At 57.6% G+C, this 24363-nt stretch carries 21 protein-coding genes and 1 pseudogene; 17 read left to right on the forward strand and 5 right to left on the reverse strand.

What is annotated here, in order from left to right; translation table 11 throughout:
- Positions 1 to 60 precede the first annotated feature (60 nt).
- A pseudogene (locus JC200_RS14360) lies at positions 61 to 936 on the reverse strand (cytochrome c oxidase subunit II); the annotation flags it as partial.
- Between the two features lie 304 nt (positions 937 to 1240).
- On the opposite strand from JC200_RS14360, the gene JC200_RS14365 reads away from it, so the two are divergent.
- From JC200_RS14365 to JC200_RS14375, 3 genes are all read left to right on the forward strand, one after another.
- Entirely contained in the window at positions 1241 to 2263 is a 1023-nt protein-coding gene (locus JC200_RS14365; protein WP_274432370.1) for a COX15/CtaA family protein, read from the forward strand.
- Between the two features lie 199 nt (positions 2264 to 2462).
- Entirely contained in the window at positions 2463 to 3812 is a 1350-nt protein-coding gene (locus JC200_RS14370; protein ID WP_274432371.1) for a homoserine dehydrogenase, read from the forward strand.
- Between the two features lie 45 nt (positions 3813 to 3857).
- On the forward strand, positions 3858 to 4607 hold the full coding sequence (locus JC200_RS14375; RefSeq protein WP_274432372.1) for a cytochrome c biogenesis CcdA family protein: 750 nt from the start codon (positions 3858 to 3860) through the stop codon (positions 4605 to 4607).
- Here JC200_RS14375 and JC200_RS14380 read toward each other — a convergent pair.
- Positions 4588 to 5190, reverse strand: a complete 603-nt coding sequence (locus tag JC200_RS14380) for a GNAT family N-acetyltransferase (protein WP_274432373.1) — start codon at positions 5188 to 5190, stop codon at positions 4588 to 4590. The two genes, JC200_RS14375 and JC200_RS14380, sit on opposite strands and share 20 nt — an antisense overlap.
- A gap of 182 nt (positions 5191 to 5372) precedes the next feature.
- Here JC200_RS14380 and JC200_RS14385 point away from each other — a divergent pair, with 182 nt between their 5' ends.
- From JC200_RS14385 to JC200_RS14430, 10 genes are all read left to right on the forward strand, one after another.
- Positions 5373 to 5561, forward strand: a complete 189-nt coding sequence (locus tag JC200_RS14385) for a hypothetical protein (RefSeq protein WP_274432374.1) — start codon at positions 5373 to 5375, stop codon at positions 5559 to 5561.
- A 230-nt stretch (positions 5562 to 5791) separates the two neighbouring features.
- The gene (locus tag JC200_RS14390; RefSeq protein ID WP_274432375.1) at positions 5792 to 7090 is read left to right on the forward strand and encodes a phenylacetate--CoA ligase family protein; all 1299 of its coding nucleotides are present in this window, start codon (positions 5792 to 5794) and stop codon (positions 7088 to 7090) included.
- 18 nt (positions 7091 to 7108) lie between these two features.
- A complete protein-coding gene (locus JC200_RS14395) occupies positions 7109 to 7420 on the forward strand; it encodes an EthD family reductase (RefSeq protein WP_274432376.1) in 312 nt (103 codons plus the stop codon).
- 2 nt (positions 7421 to 7422) lie between these two features.
- Complete coding sequence (locus JC200_RS14400; protein WP_274432377.1) at positions 7423 to 8205, forward strand: enoyl-CoA hydratase-related protein; 783 nt, start codon at positions 7423 to 7425, stop codon at positions 8203 to 8205.
- A 23-nt stretch (positions 8206 to 8228) separates the two neighbouring features.
- Complete coding sequence (locus JC200_RS14405; protein WP_274432378.1) at positions 8229 to 9968, forward strand: 3-hydroxyacyl-CoA dehydrogenase NAD-binding domain-containing protein; 1740 nt, start codon at positions 8229 to 8231, stop codon at positions 9966 to 9968.
- Position 9969: 1 nt separating this feature from the next.
- Positions 9970 to 11178, forward strand: coding sequence for a thiolase family protein (locus JC200_RS14410; RefSeq protein ID WP_274432379.1), 1209 nt, complete (start codon positions 9970 to 9972; stop codon positions 11176 to 11178).
- Between the two features lie 198 nt (positions 11179 to 11376).
- Complete coding sequence (gene pdhA / locus JC200_RS14415; protein ID WP_274432380.1) at positions 11377 to 12489, forward strand: pyruvate dehydrogenase (acetyl-transferring) E1 component subunit alpha; 1113 nt, start codon at positions 11377 to 11379, stop codon at positions 12487 to 12489.
- Entirely contained in the window at positions 12486 to 13466 is a 981-nt protein-coding gene (locus tag JC200_RS14420) for an alpha-ketoacid dehydrogenase subunit beta (protein ID WP_274432381.1), read from the forward strand. Before pdhA ends, JC200_RS14420 begins: the two co-directional genes overlap by 4 nt.
- Positions 13467 to 13490: 24 nt before the next feature.
- A complete protein-coding gene (locus tag JC200_RS14425; protein ID WP_274432382.1) occupies positions 13491 to 14915 on the forward strand; it encodes a dihydrolipoamide acetyltransferase family protein in 1425 nt (474 codons plus the stop codon).
- A gap of 96 nt (positions 14916 to 15011) precedes the next feature.
- Positions 15012 to 15305: a YerC/YecD family TrpR-related protein gene (locus tag JC200_RS14430; protein WP_274432383.1), complete on the forward strand. Its 294-nt coding sequence runs from the start codon at positions 15012 to 15014 to the stop codon at positions 15303 to 15305.
- Here the strand turns inward: JC200_RS14430 and JC200_RS14435 are convergent.
- Positions 15269 to 16474 carry a cation:proton antiporter gene (locus JC200_RS14435; protein WP_274432384.1) on the reverse strand — a complete coding sequence of 402 codons (1206 nt, stop codon included), beginning with the start codon at positions 16472 to 16474 and terminating at the stop codon, positions 15269 to 15271. The genes JC200_RS14430 and JC200_RS14435 overlap by 37 nt on opposite strands.
- A gap of 83 nt (positions 16475 to 16557) precedes the next feature.
- Here JC200_RS14435 and JC200_RS14440 point away from each other — a divergent pair, with 83 nt between their 5' ends.
- Positions 16558 to 17274, forward strand: coding sequence for a class I SAM-dependent methyltransferase (locus JC200_RS14440; RefSeq protein ID WP_274432385.1), 717 nt, complete (start codon positions 16558 to 16560; stop codon positions 17272 to 17274).
- A 153-nt stretch (positions 17275 to 17427) separates the two neighbouring features.
- Positions 17428 to 18210 (forward strand): GTP-sensing pleiotropic transcriptional regulator CodY, encoded by a 783-nt coding sequence (codY, locus tag JC200_RS14445; RefSeq protein WP_274432386.1) that lies wholly within the window; start codon positions 17428 to 17430, stop codon positions 18208 to 18210.
- Positions 18211 to 18320: 110 nt separating this feature from the next.
- Here the strand turns inward: codY and JC200_RS14450 are convergent, their stop codons facing one another.
- A complete protein-coding gene (locus JC200_RS14450; RefSeq protein ID WP_274432387.1) occupies positions 18321 to 19712 on the reverse strand; it encodes a dipeptidase in 1392 nt (463 codons plus the stop codon).
- Positions 19713 to 20009: 297 nt separating this feature from the next.
- On the opposite strand from JC200_RS14450, the gene JC200_RS14455 reads away from it, so the two are divergent.
- Both JC200_RS14455 and JC200_RS14460 read left to right on the forward strand, forming a co-directional pair.
- The gene (locus JC200_RS14455) at positions 20010 to 21308 is read left to right on the forward strand and encodes an Nramp family divalent metal transporter (RefSeq protein WP_274432388.1); all 1299 of its coding nucleotides are present in this window, start codon (positions 20010 to 20012) and stop codon (positions 21306 to 21308) included.
- A gap of 106 nt (positions 21309 to 21414) precedes the next feature.
- Positions 21415 to 22287, forward strand: a complete 873-nt coding sequence (locus JC200_RS14460) for a serine O-acetyltransferase (RefSeq protein WP_274432389.1) — start codon at positions 21415 to 21417, stop codon at positions 22285 to 22287.
- Between the two features lie 163 nt (positions 22288 to 22450).
- On the opposite strand, the gene JC200_RS14465 is transcribed toward JC200_RS14460, so the two are convergent.
- The gene (locus JC200_RS14465) at positions 22451 to 24235 is read right to left on the reverse strand and encodes a cation:proton antiporter (protein ID WP_274432390.1); all 1785 of its coding nucleotides are present in this window, start codon (positions 24233 to 24235) and stop codon (positions 22451 to 22453) included.
- Positions 24236 to 24363 lie beyond the last annotated feature (128 nt).

Raw genomic sequence — 24363 nt, forward strand, 5'->3', positions numbered from 1 at the left:
ACCTGAGCCGACACTGCTTGGTACGGGCATACCTTTGGACATACCCGGCATTGCGGTCATGTTCTTGGAACCGTTGTAGCTGTTCGGATTGATGAAGCCCGAGAAGTTCATGGTTCCGACTGAACTTGGTTTCAGCAGCTTTTTGTACTCACTAGTCGTCAGATGTGGCGACTGGTTCTTGATGTTTTGCACCCACTTTTGGAAGTCTGGTCCTGTTTTCGAGACGACTTTGAAAGTCATGTGCGCGAAGCCTGTGCCAGAGTATTGTGCGCTGCGTCCGAGGTAAGTCCCTGGTTGATTGGCTTGCAGCCAAAGGCCCAGGTCTTCGCCTGGCATGTCCATCTCCATGCCTCCGAGGGACGGGACCCAGAAGGAGTTCATGGGACCGATGGCTGTCAACTGAAAGTCGATCGGCTCACCGGCTGGAATTGCGAGGTAGTTGACTGTTTCGATGCCGTATTGCGGATAGGCGAACAGCCACTTCCACTGAGCAGACGCCACGTAGATCACGACCGGCTTTTTCGTCGTGTTTGTCGACGTGTTTGTCGACGTGTTTGTCGTCGCGGCAGACGCGCTCGGTGGTTTCAGCAGCCTGAACGTGACGATCACGGTTGGAATGGCGATGGCCACCACAATGATGATCGGAATGACCGTCCAGATCGTCTCGAGCAGTGTGTTGCCGTCGGTCTCCGGCGGAACGTAGTCTGCGTTCTCGGGCGTCGCCCGGTACTTCACCATGATCCACGCGAAGATTGCAAATACGACGATTGCAACACCTGCCATGAGGATGAATGGAAAGACAATAAGATTGAGTTCTTCGTGTCCGACCGGCCCCTTCGGTTGCAAGACTGGGACATTGACACCACACCCAGTGAGCAGCACAACGAGCGCGCCTGCGGCCGCGACCGTTTTCAACCATCGGCTGGCTGAACGCATAGATTCCCCCCCTGTTCTGTTGGAAGTTGCGGAACCCTCTTGACACTTGTCTGTCGGCTACCGCAAATGTGTACCTCAACCAACCAGAATGGTATCAGTGGGATGGCCTATATTTGTAGGTTTTTATACGCTGTTCATGAATCTCTCACACAGCTGCGATAAAGTTGACAAGAATCCGCAACACTCTGTTCACAATTGCCCCTTAGACTGTCGTAGACAACGCCGTGGAAGGATTTTCGTTGGATCTATCACGCGGAATGTCGTACTCTAGAGGCGACTGTTTGTACACAAAGGAGTGGCACCAATGCCGACTTTTCCCCAGCGACCGTGGCTCTACCGGTCGACCATCATATTGGCCGTATTGACGCTGATTACATTTCTGGCGGTCAACACGATTGGCTTTGTCGATACGGAAACCGGGTCTCAGTTCGGCTGTGGGCATCAGTGGCCGCTGTGTAACGGGGCTGTAATCCCTCAGCACTGGGGGGTTAAAACGATTATTGAATTCAGTCACCGCGGTTTGGTGGCCTTGGCGACGATTTTGCTGCTGGCACTCTGTGCAATGGTGTGGGTGCAGTATCGCAAGTGGATTGAAGTCAAAGTCTTGATCGGATTTGCCATCGGGTTTGTCTTTCTGGAAGCAGCACTGGGCGCGCTAGGCGTCATCTTTGGCGACCAACCGATTGAGTTGGCGTTCCATTTCGGTGTGTCGCTCGTTGCTTTCAACGCGATTCTGCTGTTGACGCTCATTATCCGCTACATTCGCAGAAGCATTGAGCGCAACCCAGATGCTCCGTCGCTGCGTGGTGAGACGCCGCGCAAGTTGCGGGTGTGGACATGGGTGGCAGTCGTCTACACCTATGTGGCGATGTACATCGGAGCGTACGTTGCAAGCACAGGCGATGGACACTTGTTCCGTGGGTGGCCGATACCGCTGGAGAGCCCGTCTGTGGGACCTGCATTTGCCGTGGACTGGTTACACAGGTCGGTGGCTCTTGGGCTGCTCGTACTGTCGATTTATCTGGCCATTCTTGCCGGACGTATTCGTACACGCCGCCCGGACCTGTTCTTTGGTAGTTTGACGCTCGTCGTATTGGTCTGCATTCAGGCCTTGAGTGGAGCACTTCTGTTGGCAACGAACTTTACGCTGTTTTCGTTCTTGATCCACGTCACCGTCGTGACCTTCCTGTTTGCTGCCGTCTGCTATCTGGCGATGCAGGCGCTGCCGGAACCGACACGCCGCTGGAACGCCGGAGGCGGTTCGCGTTCGAACGGGACAGGTTACTCAACCCCAGGGAAGGGTCAGACGGGACACGCGGGGAACTGAACACTTGGGTTCTCCGCCCTTGTTTTTTAGGGTAATTTGTCTAAATAATCACGATTGCATCACTATTGCCAAACAGCGGCTCGCGCGATACAATGTCCAACTATCGGATTCACGTGGACTCATACCAGACGGCGATGCGCGCGCCAATCCAAAGAGCAAAGTAGAGAGAAAGAGCCGAGAGACGGGAGTGGAGTAAGGAATGGATGTCGTAATGGGACTGCTGGGTTGTGGGACCGTGGGTGCTGGGGTTGTCGAACTGACAAGGCGTCGGGCGGAGCGGATTGAAGAAATGACGGGAACTCGACCCGTAATCAAGAAGATTCTCGTGCGCGACACCACCAAACCGCGCGGCGTGCGTCTGCACGGCGAGGTGTTGACTGACCGACCTGAGGATGTACTTGATGATCCTACAGTGGGCCTGGTGATCGAGACGATTGGCGGGATTGAACCTGCCAGAAGTTTTATCTTGCGCGCCATTGCCGCAGGCAAGCATGTTGTGACAGCGAACAAGGACCTGATGGCGCTGCACGGCGAGGAGATTCTTGACGCCGCGGAATCTGCGCACGTCGAAGTGTTTTATGAGGCTGCCGTCGGCGGCGCGATTCCACTAATCCGGCCGCTCAAGGGGTGCTTGACCTCTAATGAGATCACGGACCTCAAAGGCATCATCAATGGTACCACGAACTACATTGTGTCCAAGATGACCGAGACCGGTGCGGATTTTGAAGCCGTGCTCGCCGAGGCTCAGGCCCTTGGGTATGCAGAGAGCGACCCGACGAGCGATGTCGATGGCCTTGACGCGGCTCGCAAATTGACCATCTTAGCGTCGATCGCGTTTCACACCCGCGTCAACTTGGCAGACGTGTCCGTTCGCGGCATACGCTCCATCACGGCAGCCGATGTCGCGTACGCGAAGGAACTCAACTGCGTGATCAAACTGTTGGCGGTTGGACGTGAACGCGACGGAGTCCTCCAGTTGGAAGTGCGGCCGTCTCTCGTGCCTTTGGCGCATCCACTCGCAGCGGTGTCGGACGCATTTAACGCGTTGTTTGTGCGCGGGGATGCCGCGGGTGACCTCATGTTCTTTGGCCGTGGCGCTGGCTGCATGCCGACCGCGAGTGCTGTTGTGGGCGACGTCATCGAAGTCTTGCAGAACATGCGGATGGGGATCTCCGAAACAGTTGGCGCAACCCGGTTGCCGAGAAAGGTCGTTGCCACCAACCAAGGCCCGGAAGGCCGTTACTACATCCGACTGACCGCGAAGGACCGTCCCGGCGTGTTTGCACAAGTCGCGGGGGTGTTCGGAGACGCTGGAGTGAGCATGGAGAGTGTGTTGCAGCGGCGGTTAGCCGATCAAGACGCACAGATTGTCGTCGTCACGCACAGCGTCCGGCAAGCCGAACTGACAGCTGCTGCCGACCGACTGGCTTTGCTGGAAGCTGTTGCTGCAGTGGATAACGTTTTGCCGGTTGAAGAGATGGATGCCGACGGTCCCGTGATGGACGACATCATGGATGACCTTGCGGCCCCTACGGCGAGCTTGTCGTAATCGCTCGGTTGCGTGTACCATGGTGAAGACTGGGGGGGCGCGTCTATGCCATCGGTATCGGTTTGGCTAGCCTTTGCGGCCGGCCTGCTTTCTTTCGTTTCACCTTGCACACTGCCGATGTTTCCGTCCTATCTCGGGTACATCACGGGTGTGTCGTTCCAGCAACTATCCGGCACTGGGCAGGCTGCAGTCGTTGGAGCTCCCGTAGGCCCGCCGCCAGGAGCACGCTCAAAGGCGTTCCTGCACGCGCTGTTCTTCTCGATTGGACTGAGCGTATTGTTCGTGGCGCTCGGCCTTGTGTCGACCACAATTGGCCGCTTCTTCGTGGAGTACAAATCGACTGTGCGGCTGGTCGCAGGCGTCGTCATCGTCGTGATGGGGTTGTTCATGGCAGGGGCGATTCGCAGTTCGTGGTTGCTGCGTGAACGCCGATTCCGGCTGCCGCAGGCAAAACCGCTCGGTTACTTCGGGTCGGTGCTGGTCGGCATTGGCTTCGCCGCTGGCTGGACACCTTGTGTGGGGCCGATTCTGTCCACAGTACTGATGATGACCGCTGCGAATCCTAGCGTCGGTACTTGGTACATGGTGGTCTACGCACTCGGATTTTCTGTGCCGTTTCTGGTCTTCGCTGTTACCTTGACATCCTTGCGTCCGATTTTGCGTTACACGGAACGCATTGCCAAGGCTGGCGGTTGGCTGATGGTTGTGATGGGGATATTGCTTGTCTCAGACAAGCTAACTTGGATCACGGTGTGGATCGAACGGTCGACGGGCTTCACGGGCATCGGTCTGTAAGCGGCATATGAAGTGAGCTTCGGAGATAGGCTGCTCGATCAATCGCGATGGCGATTGCGGGTTGGCCTGTTTCCCATGCCCGGCGGCGGAGGATAGCGCGAAAGTACTTTGTCGTGAGCGCATCTCGACTGTCTTCTTCGACCCACGGCAGGGGCATCCGCAAGAGCGACGCTCTGGCTCTGGTGTTGTCCGGGTGGAGCAGAAACAGGCACCACTCTGGAATCGGAAGGACATGGCCGGAAAACGCGAAGTCGAGCAGGGCCACTTTCACCTCTTGGTTGAGACCACGTCCCCGGGCTGCGGTGAGAAGCCAAGTTCCACACTCGATTGTGGAAGGTTCAGCCTGAACAGCGGGATCGACTGCTTGCAGCGTACACAGTCCGACCAACTCGCCATTCACCGCCACTGCGCGCGCGCAACCCCAGGCAAGCACTTCCGCCGCTGCTAATTCACTCTGTCTCGTCTGCCACAGAGCGCCGGTCCGGTCAAACGGCCAATCCGTGCTTTGTTGACCTGCCTCCCACAACCGGAACGCTGTTGATGGATCAAGTTTCTTGAGTGTGACGGATGCACGTTCGTTCACAGTCATCACCTTCTCACGTGTCTTGCAAGTGTGTGTCTTCATGATGACGCACTGGCGCACTCTCTGCAATCTCACTTGATACGGTCTCTCCATCCGCTTTGCTATACTAGATGAAGTGACACCTTGTCAGACGAAACTGATATGTCGGGCGCTCAGGAGTTTGCGGAAGGCGAGGAGACGACATGGAAACCAGAGAGCAAGTAGCTTTTGACGATGCGCTGCGGCAGATGCAACGGGCACTGTCACACCGGTTAAAAAGCCTCGAGGCAGAACGAAGCGAGCTAGCCGATGAGACCGAGCGGAAAGAGTTGACGCTACGTATCGAGGAAGTCGAACACATGCTTGATGTACTGAAAACCCTCCACCGATAGACTGCCTAGGACCGTCGTCTGGTCCCTGACGCGTAGGAGGTGGTCCGCGCGCGTGTGGCAGAATGAAGATTCATAGGATTTCAGCCGTCGATCATATAAGATAGAGACATCGCGATTCGGTGCGAGTCTGCCGGTTGGACGGGCTGTAACGGCCTGTTCAGCCGAGTCAAGCGGGCGGGCTGACCGCTTCACTCCGGCAGACACGAGGATGGGGTGAGGAGGAACCTGCTTTGCTTTGGAACCCAACCGTTGAAACAATGCCCAGACAAGCCATTTTGGCTTTGCAGTTGGAACGGCTGCAGCAGACACTGCAGCATGCGTACAAAAATATCCCCCTGTACCAACAACGATTTGCCTCGTACGGTGTATCACCTGAGCACCTGACCACGCTCGATGACCTGAAAAAGTTCCCGTTCACCACCAAATCAGACCTTAGAGACACATATCCGTTTGGAATGTTCGCCGTACCGCTGCAGCAGGTGGCGCGCATTCACGCGTCGTCTGGCACCAAGGGGAAGGCGACAGTCGTGGGCTACACCGCTGCAGACCTTGACAACTGGGCGGAATGTGTTGCCCGCGCGATTGCTAGTGCAGGCGGCAAACCCGGGGACATTCTGCACAACGCATACGGTTACGGACTGTTTACGGGTGGACTTGGCTTGCATGCTGGCGCCGAGCGCCTTGGCTGTACGGTCGTTCCGGCTTCTGGCGGCTTTACGAAGCGGCAGACGACTCTGTTGCAGGACTTTGGCGCTACGGGATTGTCGTGTACGCCCTCGTACGCTGTAAATCTCGCCGAGGCTCTCTTGGCTGAGGGCATCGAGCCCGGGCAATTGGCGCTTCGCTTCGGTATTTTTGGCGCTGAGCCGTGGTCCGAGGAGATGCGCAAGCGCATTGAGACATTGTTAGGCATTGACGCCGTCGATATCTATGGGCTGAGTGAAGTCATGGGGCCAGGTGTTGCGGTCGAGTGCGCACAGGAGAAGAACGGACTGCACGTTTGGGAAGACCACTTCCTGTTTGAAGTCGTCGACCCACAGACCGGCGAAGCTGTGCCCAACGGCACCGTTGGCGAACTGGTTTTCACGTCGCTTACGAAAGAAGCCTTCCCGGTGGTCCGCTATCGGACAGGCGATCTTGCTTCCCGCAGCGACGAACCGTGTGTTTGTGGTCGCACACACGCAAAGATGTCGCGCATTAAGGGCCGCGTTGACGACATGCTGATTGTTCGCGGCGTCAATGTGTTTCCACAAGAGGTCGAAGCAGAACTGCTGACTGTGCCGGAGTTAGCGCCACACTACCAGATTGTGCTTGCGAAGAACGGTCCGCTTGATACGATGGAAGTTCACGCCGAGTGGCGCTCTGAGGAAGACAGTGCGAAGTACCCGCTCGACGCGTTCCACCATACCCTGCAACACGCGCTTCACACGCGACTGCAAATTGCTGCAAAACTCATCATCCACCCCCCGTTCACGATTGCGCGTAGTGAGGGGAAGGCAGTGCGTGTAGTAGACCGGCGCGACCTGTAAGGAAGGAGTGAGAAGGTCATGGTAAAAATGGTGGCGTTATACCGCCGACCGGAGAACCCGGAGGCCTTTATGCAGCACTATCGAGAGGTTCATTTGCCACTTGCGCGGTGCATGCCAGGGCTGCGAAAAGTCGAAATCAACCACTTTTTCCAAGCTGATGGCGGTGAGAGTGACCCGTTTCTGATGGCGGAGATGTACTTTGACTCTCGGGCGGACATGCTCGCGTCCATGCGGTCGCCCGAAGGGAAGGCAAGCGGCCGGGACCTGCAGACTTTTGCGGGCGCTCTGGTGAAAGTTTACTTCGCGGACGTAGAAACGGAGGAATCCTGACGATGTACGAGATGGTCACGTACGAGGTCCGGGAAGGCGTTGCGCTCATCACGCTGAATCGTCCGCAGGTCGCCAACGCGATCAACACATCGCTCGGCCAGGAACTGTACAGCGCGATGAAGCGCGTCGAGAACGAGCCGGGCACGAGAGCTGTCGTTCTGACTGGAGCGGGACGGGCATTTTGTGCAGGACAAGACCTGTCTGAGCAGGATGCCATCGCCGATGGAGCGCACTTGGCAAACGCCGTTCGCGAGCGCTACAACCTGCTCATCGCGAAGATGCAGGCGCTTCCTGTACCGATTATTGCCGCTGTCAATGGCGCTGCTGCGGGAGCTGGCTTTGGTCTTGCGTTGGCGTGCGACCTGCGCTTTGCTGCGACAAACGCCAAGTTTACGATGGCCTTCAGTAGGATTGGACTAGCGCCTGACTCCGGGACAAGTTACTTCCTGCCGCGCCTGATTGGTGTCGGCAAGGCGCTCGAGTGGGCCTGGACGGCAGATGTAATCTCGGCCGAGAGCGCGCATGCAGCTGGCGTCGTGAACCGACTGTTTGAGCCAGAGGCGCTGCTCGAGGAGACACTGCGTTTCGCTGCCCAACTTGCGGCTGGACCAACCAAGGCACTCGCTCTCACTAAGGAGACCATCTATCAGAACTTCTCTGCAAGCCTGCCCGAAGCCCTTGAGCGGGAAGCGGTGTGCCAGGAACAGGCTGGTCAGAGCGCAGACTTTATCGAAGGCGTGACGGCCTTTGTGCAGAAGCGCGCCCCGAAGTACGAGGGCCGCTAAGCCCATCTAAGGAGGCTCGGGACATGGCAACTGTGCATACAGTCGGCGTCGTCGGGTCCGGCACGATGGGGGCGGGTATTGCACTCGTCGCACTCTCAGCTGGCGCGCGCGTGCGGTTGTGCGATGTTCAGTCGCAAGTTCTCGACAAGGCAGCGGCGGACATCTGGGCGCGTCTACAACGCCGCGTGGAGAAGGGCGAACTGACACCTGACGCTGCCATCGGGCTGTACGAGCAGCTGTCGCTTGAGACAGCCCTCGACACCCTCGCAGACGCAGACGTGGTCATTGAAGCTGCTCCCGAACGGATGGAACTGAAACAATCGCTGTTTCAACAACTTGACGCTATCTGCCGCCCTGACGCCGTGCTTGCGACGAACACCTCATCGCTCTCAGTGACGGTGCTTGGGTCAGCAACCGCCCATCCGGAGCGAGTGGTTGGGTTGCACTTTTTTAACCCGGCGCCCGTGATGAAGCTGATTGAAGTCGTGGTCGGCGAGGAGACCAGCGCACAGACCGTACAAGCGGCGGTTGACGTGGCTCACTGGTTCGGGAAGCAGGCGGCGGTCTGTCGAGATACCCCGGGTTTCATCGTGAACCGGGTTGCGCGCAATTTTTACGGCGAATCGTTGCGCGTTGTCGGCGAAGGTACAGCCTCGGTGGAGGACGTCGACCGACTACTTCACGGCAATGCGAGTTTTCCACTCGGACCGTTCAAACTGATGGATTTGATTGGCGTCGACGTCAATCTGGATGTGACGACGTCCGTGTATGAAGCGTTCTACGGGGAACCGCGCTATCGTCCGCACCTGTTGCAGGCGCGCCGTGTTGCGACAGGTCGACTCGGTCGCAAGACGGGAAAGGGTTTTTACACATACGGCGGCACGACCCAGACTGGGTCGGACGAAACCGTGTGGGAGCAGATGGCGCAGGACAAACGGACTGACATCGTCCGGCGCACAGTAGTGTTTGGCGATACGCCACTCGCAAGAGCACTGCAGACCCGTGTGAGCGAGCTTTCTGGACGTCCCCAGAGTCAGGTCGGCCTCACCTATGACCGTCCTCTCCATGACTGGGAGGCAGACGCGGCGCACATTCGGGCTGAGACTTGTCGGGAGGTTGCTGAACAGACGTCACCGGAGTTTGTGTGGCTCGATTTTGCAAGCGATTTGGCGCCGGCGCGCGCGATTGTCCAGGGCATCGAGCAAGCTCTGCCGGAGAGCACGGTCATCATTGCGTCGTTGTCAGGTCCGTCCGCCACGGAACAAGCGAGTTGGTTGACCTTTCCGGAACGTTTACGCGGGTTTGCCACCGTGATGCCGCTGCCTGAGTTTGATTCTTCAGCTTCAGGTGAACAGGGTGCGCCCGTCGCCGCGTGGTGTCGGCCCTTGCAGGCCAAGGATGGAGACGTGGACGAACAGTCTGCTCAGGCCTTGCTTGCGCTCGGGTTTAGTCCCGTGGTGGTTCGCGATGGCGCTGGCGGTGTCGTCATGCGCGTCCTGTCGATGGTGCTGAACGAAGCAATAGAGGCGCTGCGGGAAGGAATCGCCAGCGCAGCTGACCTTGACCGCGCGATGTGCCTTGGCACCAGTTACCCGCGCGGGCCGGTGGCGTGGTTGCGGGAACTTGGGGCTGGTTCGGTGTGGCAGACGCTGCAAGCGTGTTGGCGTGAACTCGGCGACGACCGCTACCGGCCTTCACCGCTGTTGCGGCAGTGGTGGCTCGCTGGCGACATCGTCCTCGAGGAAACACAGAAGGGGGAGTAATATGCAGGACGTGGTGATTGTCGATGCGGTGCGGACTCCGTTTGGGAAACACCGTGGCGCGCTGTCCGCGGTGCGTCCGGATGATTTGGCGGCGCTCGTGCTGAAGACTTTGGTCGAACGTAACCGGATTGATCCGTCTGAGATTGAAGACGTCATCCTCGGCTGTGCCAATCAAGCTGGGGAAGACAACCGCAACGTGGCGCGGATGTCAGCGCTTCTTGCAGGATTGCCGGAGACTGTCGGCGGAGTGACCGTTAACCGCTTGTGCGCATCAGGACTGGAAGCTATTAACCAGGCTGCTAGGGCTATCCGCTGCGGGGAAGGGGAGGTCTTCCTCGCCGGCGGAGTGGAGAGCATGACTCGCGCTCCGCTGGTGTTGCCAAAACCTGAGGAGTCTTACGTGCGCGGCAACCAAACCATGTACGATACCACGCTTGGCTGGCGGATGGTGAATCCCAAGTTGGCCGCACTCCACCATCCATACAGTATGGGGGAGACTGCCGAAAACGTCGCTCTGCGCTACGGTATTTCGCGCGAGGCGCAAGATCAATTTGCTCTAGAGAGCCAACAGCGTGCGGCGCGCGCGCAGGACAACGGCTGGTTGGCGGCTGAGGTCGTGCCAGTCGACGTGGCTGGCGGTCGCCGCGGCGAGACCGTCAGAGTTGACACGGATGAACACCCAAGACGCAGCGTGACGCCTGAACAGTTGGCTAAGCTAAAGCCGGCGTTTCGCGATGGCGGAACGGTGACGGCAGGAAACAGTTCCGGAATCAACGATGGTGCAGCTGCCGTGCTCATCATGTCGGAAGCGAAAGCAAAGGCGCTTGGTTTCACACCTCGATTGCGCTACGTGGCGTCGGCGTCGGCAGGTGTAGACCCCGCCTACATGGGGATTGGGCCTGTCCCCTCGACTCGGAAGGCGCTTGCCCGCGCCGGGCTGACGGTCGCAGACCTCGACGCCATCGAACTCAACGAAGCGTTTGCGGCTCAGTCCTTGGCCTGCATCGCCGAACTCGGACTTGACGCAGCGAAGGTCAACCCGAACGGCGGCGCCATCGCGCTTGGGCATCCGCTCGGGGCAAGCGGAGCCCGCTTGGTGACGACGTTGATGTCCCATTTGGGACGGAGCGGTGGCCGATTTGGACTCACGACACTGTGTGTTGGGGTGGGCCAGGGTGTGGCGACTGTGTGGGAGAATGTCCAGAGCTAAAGCTAGCAGAAGGTTCTCTGTGCTATACACACTAGGAACTGTGGCGAGATTTCTTGAAACCCCTTACACTCTTGCTGTGACAGATTGAGTCTCACGAATAGCATCGACGTGTCAGTCGGATTTATGCCGGCAATGTGGTATCTTGTTACGGTAGAATGAAAATCAGTGCGCATTGGCGTGCGAGAGGAGGAAGAGGCGATGGCGAGGCCTGTCGAGCAGGTGAAACGCGCCTCCAATCAGCTGCATGCAGCAGACAACAAGCCAGGGGACATTTCTGATGCAGCGCTAGTGGAAATGTACCGACAAATGGTATTGGTTCGCCAGTTTGACCGGCGCTGTGTCGCGCTTCAACGCGCAGGGCGCATTGGCACATACCCGCCGTGCGAAGGTCAGGAAGCTTGTCAGGTCGGCGTAGCGAACGCACTGCGACGTCAAGACTTCCTGTTTCCGACGTACCGTGATTCTGGGGCCGTGATGCTGCACGGAGTTCCGATGGAACGGTTGATGCTGTATTGGAATGGACGGCCCGAAGGTGCAGTGGTGCCGGATGACGTGAACGTGTTTCCGATGGCGGTGCCGATTGCTACCCAGTTACCGCACGCGATGGGTGCGGCGTGGGCGGCGAAGTTGCGCGGCGTCGACCAAGTCGCACTCGGGTTTTTTGGCGACGGCGCGAGTTCCGAAGGTGATTTTCACGTCGCAATGAATTTCGCCGGTGTGTTTCATGTTCCGGCCGTATTTTTCTGCCAAAACAATCAGTACGCGATTAGCGTGCCGCTCAGTCGCCAGACGGCGTCGGAGACAATCGCGCAGAAGGCAGAAGCCTACGGCTTCGAAGGAGTGCGTGTGGATGGCTGCGACGTAATCGCAGTTTACCGGGCCGTGCAGGCGGCAGTCGAAAAAGCCGCACAAGGCGGTGGCCCGACGTTGATCGAAGCGCTGACGTACCGCTACGGGGCACATACGACATCGGACGACCCGACAAAGTACCGAACTGCACAAGAAACAGATGCGTGGCGCGAGCAAGATCCGATTCCACGTCTGCAGGGGCAGTTGCGGGCTTGGGGCCTGTGGGACGACGAGCAGGAGAACGCTTGTCTGACTGAGGCGGACGCGCTTGTCTCGAGCGCAATCACTGCGATGGAGGCAGCACCACCGACGCCGCCAGAGAAGTTGTTTGAACACATCTACAAAGAGCCCACGGCGAAGCTCATACGCCAGCGCGACGAACTGCTCGTAATGCTCGAACGCCGCAAACAATCGGAGGTCGAGCAGAGTGCTGCCGCCCGCGGAGAGGGGGGCAAGCAGTGAGTCGACTGACACTGGTCCAAGCTGTTCAGGACGCCCTGCGTGAAGCAATGCGAAAAGATGAACGTACCATCTTGCTCGGCGAAGACATCGGCAAAAACGGCGGTGTGTTTCGCGCGACCGATGGGCTGTTTGAGGAGTTTGGCGAACACCGCGTAATCGACACGCCGCTTGCGGAGTCAGGAATTATCGGAGCGTCTGTGGGTCTCGCAGTGAACGGCCTTCGACCGATTCCGGAGATTCAGTTCATGGGGTTCATCTACCCCGCGTTCGAGCAGATGATTTCGCACGTCGCGCGCATTCGCATGCGATCGCAAGGCCGTTACAGTGTGCCGATGGTGGTGCGTGTCCCGTTTGGCGGGCGCATCCGGGCACCGGAGTTGCACTCGGAGAGCACAGAGACATTCTTCGCCCATACGCCGGGACTAACTGTCGTGGCGCCGTCTTCTCCATTCGACGCCAAAGGTCTGTTGCTCGCCGCGACAGAGTCCGAGGACCCGGTGGTGTTTCTTGAACCGATGCGCATCTACCGAGCGTTCCGCGAGGAAGTCCCGGAAGGCTGGTATACGGTCCCGCTTGGCAAGGCGGCGGTAGTGAAAGAAGGCGCGGATGTCACCGTCATCTCGTGGGGAACTATGTTGCGAGAGACGCTTGACGTGGTCTCGCGCGTGGAAGCGACGCAAAACGTCAGCATTGAAGTCATCGACCTGCGTACTTTGTCTCCCTGGGATGAGGACACGGTGTTCGAGTCCGTCACGAAGACCGGTCGAGCCGTGGTCGTGCACGAAGCGGTCGGACAGCTTGGACTCGGAGCTGAAATCGCAGCCCGAATCAGTGAAGAGTGTATTTTGCAACTTGAGGCGCCTGTGGCGCGCGTGACCAGCTTCGACGTGCCGGCACCATTGTTTGGCGTAGAAGACTTGCATGCACCTACGCCAGAGCGAATCACGGCTGGAATTGAGAAGGTCCTGACATTTTAAGCGATCTGAGAGGGGGAGACAGACGTGCCTGCAGAGTTTCGGCTCCCAGACGTCGGGGAAGGAATCCGTGAAGCCGAGGTCGTACGCTGGCTCGTCACCGAGGGTGAGTTTGTGCGGGAATTCGACCCGATTGTGGAAGTGCAGACAGACAAAGCGGTGGTCGAACTGCCTGCACCCGTCTCGGGTCGCGTCGCGGAAATCCTCGCTGTGCCTGGCAGTGTCGCAAATGTCGGTGATGTGCTCGTGACCATTGATACTGAGACTGGTGTAGCGCGAGGTGCACAAGCATTAATCGACAGCCAGTCCCTGACCGCGCGCACAGGTGCAGTCACAGACCACGCTGCTGAGATTCAGAGCCCCATGGCAGTGCGTGCCTTACAGGCCGCCCAAAGCGTCAAAGTTACTGGTGCTGCAAAAGGCGGCACACCGGCGATGGCACACGCGACGCAGCCGCGTCGGCAAAGCGAGGGAAGCCGTGGACGTAGTGGCACCGAGCAAAAGCGCTCGTCCGGGCTCCCACGCCCTCTGGCTACGCCCGGTGTTCGACACTTGGCGCGAGAACTTGGCGTGCTGCTTGATGAGGTAGAAGGCAGCGGCGCAAACGGCCGCATTACGCGCAAAGACGTGCAGGAGTACGCGACGCAGCGCGCAACGAACCAAGTCGGGGGCGTGACTGCTTCGGCCGTCGCGAGGGTGCTGCCGCGAGAAGAAACTGAATTGCTCACAACGGCTGGCGCACACCAGCCAGCTTCGACGCGCATCCCGTTTCGCGGGGTGCGTCGAGCAACCGCTGAGCACGTGAGTCGGTCGGCGTTTACGGCACCGCATGTCACCACATTTGACGACTGTGAAGCCACGTCTCTGGTGGCTCTGCGCAACCGCTGGAATGTAGCCCTTGAAGCCCAGGGTAAGCGGCTCAGTTACCTCCCCTTCATTGTCAAGGCTGTGGTCTCTGCACTGCGCGCGTTTCCCTACTTCAATGCCCGCTTAGACGAAGAGGCACAGGAGATTGAGTTGTTGGCGGGGTACCACATTGGACTGGCTGTGGATACGCCGGACGGGTTGTTAGTCCCTGTGATTCGGCATGCGGACAGGCTTACAGTTGCGGAGATTGGCGACGAAATTCTGCGCCTGACGCGAGGCGCCAAGGAACGCAAACTCAGTCAGCAGGAACTGCGTGGCAGCACCTTTACAATTACCAACATGGGCCCGATTGGCGGGATGTTTGCGACGCCGATTATCAATTACCCAGAAGTCGGTATTCTCGCCGTTCACCAGATTCAAAGAAAGCCAGTCGTGCGAGGGGACGACATCGTAATCCGCGACATGTTGACCTTGTCGCTGTCGTTCGACCACCGGATTATTGACGGAGCAGGTTCAGTTCGGTTCATGAACCACATCCGCAGGTTGATTGAACATCCAGAACTCTTGATGCTGGAATTGAAGTGATTTGCGGCCGCGCCGAGAGGCGCGGCTGCGCGTCTTGCGTTGCGAACCCCCGTGCGTCCCTGATACGCGACGGAGGGTCAGAAAGGGTGCCGCCACATGCAGATCGACAAACTCCGCGATGCGACCATGGACCAACTGTTTCAGGCCGTCCTGTCGCTTGAGACAGTGGAAGAGTGCTACCGTTTCTTCGACGACCTGTGCACCATCGCGGAGCTCAAGTCACTGGCGCAGCGGCTGCAGGTGGCTCGCATGCTGCAGGACGGATGTACTTATCACCACATCGAAGCAGAGACAGGTGCGAGTACGGCTACAATCAGTCGCGTCAAGCGCTGTTTGCTATACGGCTCGGACGGTTACCCGATGGTACTCGATCGCCTGCGCCAACCGTAAGTCAGAGAGACGAAAACGACGGGGGCTACCAGACAAGTGACGACTGCGGCCAGAATCATCGACTGAGCGAGCCCGGGAGTCATCGCTCCAATGTTGACACCGATGATTGCGGCTGCAGCCACCAAACTGAGCCGAGATGACATTAAGACCCCGCCAGCAATGGCAGCTTTTCTACCGAACGGACGCAACACTGGCCAAGCGGGCAGCAGTTTCACCGCGAACATGACGACGAGCAACACCGGCAGCCACAGCCAGGAGGACGGTTCTCGAAAAGCGCTGAAGTGAAAGTGCAAGCCTACGGAGATGAAGAACATCGGAATCAAAAATCCGTAGCCAAGTCCATGGCAGTAGCTGCGCAGTTTTGCTTTGTAGGCGAACGGGATAGCGGAAACGACCATTCCTGCAAGAAAACTCCCGAGAATCGGTTCGGCACCTGTGAAATCTGCGAAGGCGCACGCTGCAGCAAGCAGAGCGAGGAGGCCGCGCATCCGCGCTTGTGGGTCGCCCGCGAACTGGCGTAGCCAGGGTACACCGCGCGCCCACTGCAAGAGCAAGTAGGCGGCAGCGGTCGCCGGGATTACGGCGAGTGCGAACAGGAAGCTCAGCGCTGTGCCGGACGTCCGGACGCTGACGTAAAGCGACACGAGCAACATCGTCAAAAAATCAGCAGCCAGTGCAGCGGTGAGTAGTACCTGACCATACGCTTGGTGCAACAGACCGGTCTCCTCTAGAACTGGCAGAATGATACCGAGCGACGTCGTCGAGAAGAGCAGCGTCAGCATCCACGGCTGAGCGTCGCCGCTCAGGCGACTGATGAGCAACGCGCCGAGGAAACTGAGCAGGAAAGTGGCGACGAAAAAAGTGAGCGCAGTAGTCAATGCAGATACCTTTGGTTGCTCTCCAGAGTCGCGCGGCGTGGGCCGCAATTGCGACACTTGCACCTCGAGGCCAGATAAAAACATCAGGAACAAGAGGCCGAGGTCGCCGAGTTGGTTAATCCACAACAGTTCATCCGGAGGAATGCGGTCGGCCCCGACATGAAGCAAAACGCCAAACAACAGGTAAGCCACAGAGGCGGGAATGCGCAGTAGTGGAATCCGGCTGACCACCCAGGAGAACACAAATGACGCGAGCACAATGAGCAGGAACAGATGCATGGTCTCGTTCACAGCGCGACCTCCTGAGAGCCGATTTGGATATTGCATTGTACGCGACTTTGGACAACCATATGATTGTGTGGGGAGGAGCGGACGTGTTGACAGGTGAAGACGGAATGGTCGAGTTCTTCGACACCCTGGAGCAGACAGACTGGAACCAGTCCATGCAACGCACGCTGATTCATTGGCTGGGGATTCAAGACACCTACCACGTACTTGATGCGGGGTGTGGAGCAGGTCGATTTGCCGCGCATCTTGCACAGCGCAGCGAGTGGGTGACGGCACTCGACGTGTCTGAGAAAATGGTAGCTCGGACTAGGCGGTCTGCCACTGACTTCGGGTTGCAGAATATGAGTTTTGCAGTCGGCAACTTGTGCCAACTGCCTTTTCCAGAGGCTTCGTTTGACCTTGTCACCTGTTTGGACGTGCTGTTCATGTGCGAACAACCGCAGAAGGGGTTGCAGGAACTTACCCGGGTGCTCAAACCAAGTGGACAGTTGGTGGTGCTCAACCCATCCGCGCTGATGAATCCGTGGTCCGCTCAGAAACTCGTCGACGAACGCAAGTGGAAAGACTTTCAGCGTGACAGCTTTCTCGCCTGGTCCACCGCTGCTGCGAAACGCCGTCTGTACGACGCGCACGACTGGGCTGAGATGGCGCACGCCTGCGGGGGAGAACTGACGGATAGTTTGACACTGTTAGAGGGACTGGTTGCTGTCTACAAGTTCGTACGACAAGACAGGCCAGCAGAAGCGCCGGGCGATGTGGTGGAAGAGAATTTGTCTAACACGGAGAGTTTTGTCGAAATATAGAACGAAATTGGCGAAAATGGCTCTGGTTTTCTATGAAAGTCCACAAGATTTGTGTTAACATGTATGATTGGTGGATGTAGAAATCAGAATGTTATGTGGGGCGGTCGTTCCCGCGCTAACGCGCAACACTCGGACCAGTTAGGAGAATGTATTGTGAAACTGTTGGAGAAAGTGCAGGAGCTCGGCAAATTGCTGCGAACCGCAAACGAGCAGGTGGAGTTCCACGAAGTTGCGGAGTTTCTCAGCCGTATTATGTCCTGCAATGTATACATTGTTGGTCGCAAAGGAAAGGTGCTCGGGTATGGGGTTGCCGAACACGCCTTGACGGAAGAATGGCTCGACATCATGACGAAAGACCAACGCTTCCCTGGGGATTTCAATAAGCACTTGTTGCGTGTTGAACAGACGGTGGCAAACATCCAGGACAAAGAACCTTTTTATGTGTTCTCTCCGGAGGAAAACGAGTCCTTCCGCTCCAAACACATCTCGATTGCCCCGGTGATTGCAGGACGGGAACGGCAAGGAACGCTCGTTTTTGCACGCTCGGCAGAGCCGTTTAACGACGATGACCTCGTTCTCGCAGAGTACAGCGCCTCTATTGTGGCGCTTGAAGTCATCCACGCCCGCCAGCAGCGCAAAGAGGAAGAGAGTCGGCAACGTGCGCTTGCGCACTTGGCGGTTGAGTCCCTCAGCTTCTCGGAACTGCAGGCGGCGAACTACCTGATGGAAGCTGTGCGGGAATCTGCAGACGGCATTGTCGTCAGCAGCCAGATTGCGGACGAGCATGGCGTGACCCGCTCAGTCATCGTCAACAGCATCCGCAAGCTTGAGAGCGCTGGAACGCTGGAGAGTCGCTCACTTGGCATGAAGGGAACGCACCTGCGCGTGCTCAACCCGTATGTCGAAGAAGAGATTACCCGCCAGTTCGAACGCTAAGTCATGAGAACGACACAGCCGGAGTTCGCGCACGCGCGGACTGCCGGCTGTTTTTGTGTCGCCTTCGGTGGGACATGATATGCTGGGACCCAACGTCTTTAGTACAAATGCTACGCTCGTTCTCCGGACAGAGCTTCCGGCAAGTGCAGCCAGTAGTAGCAGAGTGTTCGCAGACCCTTGTCGAAGTTGTCGAGGGCAAAGTGCTCGTTCGGGGCGTGAAAGTTCTCTGTGTTCAGGCCAAAGCCCATCAGTACGACGGGAACGTGGAGCATGCGCTCGAACGTTTCGACAACTGGAATTGACCCACCCATTCTCGTAAACACAGCCCGTTTACCATAGGCGTGGGTGTATGCGTCTGCAGCCAGTTGAATGGCCGGATGGTCAAACGGCGTCACATACGGCTCGCCTGTGTCAGCCAGTTGGACACTCACCTTGACACCTTTTGGCGCGTTTGTTTCCAGGTGCCGCGCGAGCAGTTGTTGGATGCTTCGCCCCGTCTGATGGGGCACCAGTCGACAAGTGATTTTGGCGTGCGCTTCAGCGGGGATCACGGTCTTCGTCCCCTCCCCCTGAAAACCACCGTAAATGCCGTTGATTTCGAGCGTTGGACGCGTCCACAACCGTTCAATGGCAGGGTGTTCCGGTTCCCCGACCAGTTCTGTCACGGAAATCTCAGCCATCAGCTCCGCCTCGTCAAAATGCAACTCGCGGTAAGCCTCTGCTTCCTCTGTGGTCAAAACATCCACGTCGTCGTAAAACCCAGGTACTGTAACCCTTCCTTCCGAGTCGTGCAAAGTCGCGAGCAACTCCACCAGTGCGTGTACCGCATTGGGCGCAGCACCACCGTACAGACCGGAGTGCAGGTCGCGGTTTGCCCCATGCACGTCAACCTGCAGAGCGGCTAGACCGCGCAAGCCGTAACAGATGGACGGTTGATCGGGACCGAGCATGGTCGTGTCAGAGATGACCAATAGGTCGCCACGCAGTTGGTCGAGGTGAGCTTCGAGGCACTCTGTCAAGTGTGCGCTGCCAATTTCCTCTTCGCCTTCGAGGAACAGCTTCACGTTGACCGGAAGGCCGCCCGTAGTCGAAAGCAGAGCTTCAAACGCCTTCAGGTGCATGAAAGTCGGGCCTTTGTCGTCTGACGCGCCGCGGGCGTACAATTGCCCATCCCGAACTTGTGGGTCAAACGGCGGTGTCTGCCACAGTTCAAGCGGGTCAGCTGGCTGCACGTCGTAGTGTCCGTAGACAACAACCGTCGGAGCGCCATCTGCGTGCAGCCAGTCCCCGTATACTACAGGGTGACCTTTTGTCGGCCAGAGTTCGACGTGCTCAAACCCGACCTTTCGTGCGAGCTCTGCGAGGTGCTCTGCACACGCCGTTACATCGCCGCGGTGAGCAGAGTCCGTACTGACGCTTGGAAAGCGCAGGAACGTCTTTAGTTCCTCAAGGTGCGTGCCCCTGTGGGCTCGCAAGTAAGCGTCATATGTACCTTCAGTCATCCCAATCCCTCCAAGGTGTCGACCGAACGCGGGTCGTTGTGGACTCTCTGAATGCCCCACATAATACGGCCAAGCGCGAAAATTCGCAAGGCAGTTCCACTTCACTTTTTATTGTTGATAACCTATAATAGAGACGGAAAGTTTCCCGAGGGAAAAACATTGTCGCAGAACCAATTTTGTTAGATCCGGAGAAAATTGTGAGCACTGCTCAACTTACAGCATACAGTGTTGCAGGGTTCTTCGCGCCCCTCGGGTCGAACGGGGAGGGTGCAAGGTCAGACATAAAGGAGGGAGACTATGAGTAACCTCGCCGCCTCGGAAGCTGTAGCAGGGGCTGAGAGCAAAGCTGTCAAAGCTGGCCGCCTCGTCTTGGACGGAAAGCGGAAAGGTCTGTTCGCGGTCCTGCCGTTTCTTGGTCCTGCGTTGATCGCGTCTGTCGCCTATGTTGATCCGGGCAACTACGCAACCAATATCCAGAGTGGTTCGGAGTACGGTTATCGGTTGCTCTGGGTCGTGGTGCTCGCCAACCTGATGGCGATGATGGTTCAGACACTATCCGCAAAACTAGGCATCGCAACTGGGCGCAATCTCCCGGAACTGTGTCGTGCGTTTTATCCAAAGTGGTTGACATACACGCTGTGGGGCGTTTCCGAGGTCGCTGCGATGGCGACAGATTTAGCAGAGTTTTTGGGAGCGAGCCTCGCCATCAACCTCTTGATGCACATCCCGCTGCTCATTGCGACGCTTGTCACGGGTGTCTTGACCTACGCGATGCTCCAGTTGGAGCGGTTTGGATTCCGTCCGCTGGAGATTTTCATTGGCGCCTTGGTCGGTGTGATTGCCATCAGCTACCTGTTGGAGACTTTTATCTCTCGTCCCAATTGGGGGCTCGTGGCGAGTCACGCGGTCACCCCTTGGGTGGGTGGTTCAAACAGCATGTTCTTAGTCGTCGGTATCATCGGGGCAACGATTATGCCGCACGCAGTCTACCTCCACTCGGGCTTGACGCAAAACAGAATTCAGCCGCGCAACACAGCAGAAGCGAAGAAAGTCTACGGCTTTGAGCGACTGGATGTTCTCATTGCAATGACGCTGGCCGGACTCGTCAACATGGCGATGATGTATATGGCAGCGTCAGCCTTCCACGGCACCGGTCACACAGGCATCGCGTCGATTTCGAGTGCGTACCGCACGCTGACACCACTGCTTGGACCCGCTGCGGCGGCAGTGTTTTTAGTCTCGCTGCTTGCTTCTGGTCTATCGAGTTCTGCCGTCGGAACGATGGCTGGCCAGATGATTATGCAAGGGTTCGTTGGCTTTCGGATTCCGCTCTGGGTTCGCCGTGTCGCCACGATGCTGCCGGCCGTCGCCGTCGTCGCAATCGGACTAAATGCGACACAGATGCTGGTCCTGAGCCAGGTCGTACTGAGTATCGCGCTCCCTGCGCCGGTTATCGCGCTGGTTTATTTCACAAGTCGCAAGTCGTTGATGGGCGAGCTTGTCAACCGCTGGTGGGTGACTGTAGTGGCCACGCTCATTGCCTGCGTGATTGTTCTTCTCAACGTGTATCTAATCTACACGTCGCTCGGGGGCTAAATTAGAACGAGCGCTGAGTCGGCTAATGTCCTTTGTCAGCTACCTCGCAAGTCTGTATACTGTCAATGACCCGCATCTATCATCGATTCGAAACGGGGGTAGGGCAGTGACAGACCGCGAACAACCTCGCAAACACATTGTCGAACAACTGAACCACAACAGTTGCACCTGGTTCGAAGGAAGAATGTGCCATCCAGAGATATCGGCCATCGCGCAGATGATCTCGCTTGCCAGGCAGGTGCTTCTGCCCAATTACTACTCTTCGTCGACGAAGACGGATCCACTGTGTGAACAGATGGAGTCTCTTCATCACGTCATGGCTGGCCAGATTCACCGCGCGGTGTACCGGAAGTGTTTCAAAGACGGAGTGTCGGAGTCGCGCGATGCGGCAGAGCAGCGGGCTGACCAGGTCTTGGCTCGACTGCCGGAAGTGCAAGAGATGTTGTACGAGGATGTCATCGAGACGTACAACAGTGACCCGTCGGCGACCGGTTACGATGAGATTCTGCTGACCTATCCAGGGCTGTTCGCGTTGACCGTGTACCGCGTGGCCCACATCATGGTTGAACTCGATATTCCGCTGTTGCCGCGGATGATGACGGAGCACGCGCACCGACTCACAGGCATCGAACTGCACCCGGGTGCGACGATTGGCCGGCACATCATGATTGACCACGGAACGGGTATCGTCGTGGGGGAAACTGCAGTCGTCGGTGACCACGTGAAGATGTACCAGGGCGTGACGCTTGGAGCTTTGTACTTTCCGCGCGATGAGGATGGCTCGATGGTGCGCAAAACCAAGCGGCACCCAACTGTAGAAGACTACGTGGTACTGTACGCGCACGCTACAGTGCTCGGTGGAGAAACCGTGATTGGCCATCACAGCGTGATTGGCAGTAACGCGTGGATCACGGAGAGCCTGCCGCCGTACTCGAAGGCACTGTATCAGACGGAGACCATCGTACACACACGCGGCTGAGCCGGGACAAAAGTCCTATAGAGCGAGTGTCTGAAGCCCCATGGCAGGTCGGCTAGCCCGTGGTACCTTATGAATAACCCTTTACCCCTTTGATGCGCGCCGCTTGCTGGCTGCGCTCTTTTTTTTGCACTGTACTCTCCGAGTATCGACCACAGTCCCATGCTTACGCAATTTGTGCAAAATCAGAGATGTCATCCGGGCTACCGACGACGATTAGAGTGTCGCCAACCAATAGTTCTGTGTTACCGTGTGCAACAACCTGAACACCGTCGCGCACCACGGATAGAATCAAAAGGTTTCCGGGGAGGTTTATGTTCATCAACGTGACCCGGTGGAACGCGCGGTTGGTGAGCTCGATTTCCCGGATCTGCAGGTTTGCTGGCGCCTGGAGCAACTGTGTCGAAATTGGGTAGTGCAGCAGTTGGTCGATTAGGGTCACAGTTGCAAGCTGCGGGTTAATCGGAACAAGGTTCTCGGTGTTCTGGTACTGGTGAAAGGTGCTTAGGTCGCGTATGAGACACAGAGCGGGCCGCACACCGGCCGCTGCCGCTGAAGAGGCGATTGCGATGTTCTTCGCGTCGTCCTCTCCGTACGCTGCCATGGCGCGTACGGAACTCCAATCGACGTTTTCCTCGGGGTAGTCCATCATCCATGCGCAGCCATCCCCGTGCGCGCGGATGTGCTCGACAAGCAAATTGGCGCCAGGCATGTTGCCGACCACTGCGCACGACCGCACGTCGCTGTCGACCGACGGGCGAAACAAACGGCCAAACAAGACGGGTGAGATCACGGATGTCAGCATCGCGACCAAGATAATCGCCGTGTCGACGCCTTGACGAATGGCGCCGATTTGCAGTCCAACTGAAGCGGCAGCCACCGTGACGGACATCTGCGTGGTGAGCAGAGACGCGCCGGACAATGTCTCCCGCCATGGGTAGCGCAGACGCAGCAGGAGGGCCGGCAAGGCCTTGAACAGGTAGGTGGCGATAAACAGAATCGGCAGCAGCAACAGCGCCTTCGGGTCGCCGAAGAGCGACCGAACATTGAAGTTGACGCCGACCATGATGAAAAAGATCGGGATCAAAAATCCAAAGCCAATCGCATCCAGCTTGTTGCGAATATCGGAGCGTTCCTTGTCGTTCACGAGGCCCACCAAGACGCCTGCGAGAAAGGTGCCGAGAATCACCTGCACACCGAGGGTTTGGGAGAGGACCATAAAGACGATCATGAGTGCGAGCGACGCGCGAATCCCGAGTTGCGCGGTACCGTCGGCAAGCCCGCTCAGCAGGTTAAAACGCGCAAACCGACGTGCGACGCGGTAGAACACCAGCAGGATGACGAGCAGTATGAAAACGAGGAAGACACGTGGCGAAAACCCACCCTTAAACAGAGAGACAGCGACGGAGATGAGTGACATCGTCACGAAGTCCGCAAACACCGCGGCCGCGAGAATCAGTTGGCCGAATTCGGACGACAGCAGGTTATACTCTTTCAGAACCGGTACAACCACGGTTAGCGATGTGGTCGTGATAATGAGGGCAAACAACAGCGGGCTCTTGACCATGTGCTGGTGGTAAAGCGCGGTAGAAAGCAGGTAGGCAAGTCCGAATGTCACGGCGCATGCGAATGTGGCGAACACTGGGGCGCTTTGCAACCAGGCCTTCAGGGAGGACTGACCGGCAGTTCTGCGCAGCCGTAGAGCGCCAAAGTCGATCTCAAGACCTGAGACGAACATCAGGTAGGAGAGTCCGAAGAACTGGAGAAAGCTGAGCCACTGGCTTTGGTGGATGATGTCAAAACCGCTCTTCCCGACGACAATTCCGATGAGGATTTCACCGACCACAATGGGCACCCGCAGGCCCCGCAAGCGACTGACCAAAAGCGGTACTAAAAGCGCTAGAAGTGACACAATGAGCAGCGACGTGACGGAGAAGTTTGCGCCGTCCATGTGGCATCCTCCTACGGTCAATGATTCTCAGGATATCGAACGCCTGACCCGGCGTCAACTGAGGCGAGATGAGCCGCCCGGGCGCCCATCTTGCTTTTATCGTGTAGTTGCAATACCATCTACTGTGT

Origin of the sequence: Alicyclobacillus sp. ALC3 (genome assembly GCF_028751195.1) — a bacterium.
Taxonomy (GTDB): domain Bacteria; phylum Bacillota; class Bacilli; order Alicyclobacillales; family Alicyclobacillaceae; genus Alicyclobacillus_L.

Coding starts and splice junctions, on each gene's coding strand:
- pdhA (WP_274432380.1), top strand. CDS start 11,377: ATGGCGAGGCCTGTCGAGCAGGTGAAACGCGCCTCCAATCAGCTGCAT.
- JC200_RS14455 (WP_274432388.1), top strand. CDS start 20,010: ATGAGTAACCTCGCCGCCTCGGAAGCTGTAGCAGGGGCTGAGAGCAAA.
- JC200_RS14365 (WP_274432370.1), top strand. CDS start 1,241: ATGCCGACTTTTCCCCAGCGACCGTGGCTCTACCGGTCGACCATCATA.
- JC200_RS14430 (WP_274432383.1), top strand. CDS start 15,012: ATGCAGATCGACAAACTCCGCGATGCGACCATGGACCAACTGTTTCAG.
- JC200_RS14395 (WP_274432376.1), top strand. CDS start 7,109: ATGGTAAAAATGGTGGCGTTATACCGCCGACCGGAGAACCCGGAGGCC.
- JC200_RS14375 (WP_274432372.1), top strand. CDS start 3,858: ATGCCATCGGTATCGGTTTGGCTAGCCTTTGCGGCCGGCCTGCTTTCT.
- JC200_RS14450 (WP_274432387.1), bottom strand. CDS start 19,712: ATGACTGAAGGTACATATGACGCTTACTTGCGAGCCCACAGGGGCACG.
- JC200_RS14370 (WP_274432371.1), top strand. CDS start 2,463: ATGGATGTCGTAATGGGACTGCTGGGTTGTGGGACCGTGGGTGCTGGG.
- JC200_RS14400 (WP_274432377.1), top strand. CDS start 7,423: ATGTACGAGATGGTCACGTACGAGGTCCGGGAAGGCGTTGCGCTCATC.
- JC200_RS14465 (WP_274432390.1), bottom strand. CDS start 24,235: ATGGACGGCGCAAACTTCTCCGTCACGTCGCTGCTCATTGTGTCACTT.
- JC200_RS14410 (WP_274432379.1), top strand. CDS start 9,970: ATGCAGGACGTGGTGATTGTCGATGCGGTGCGGACTCCGTTTGGGAAA.
- JC200_RS14405 (WP_274432378.1), top strand. CDS start 8,229: ATGGCAACTGTGCATACAGTCGGCGTCGTCGGGTCCGGCACGATGGGG.
- JC200_RS14385 (WP_274432374.1), top strand. CDS start 5,373: ATGGAAACCAGAGAGCAAGTAGCTTTTGACGATGCGCTGCGGCAGATG.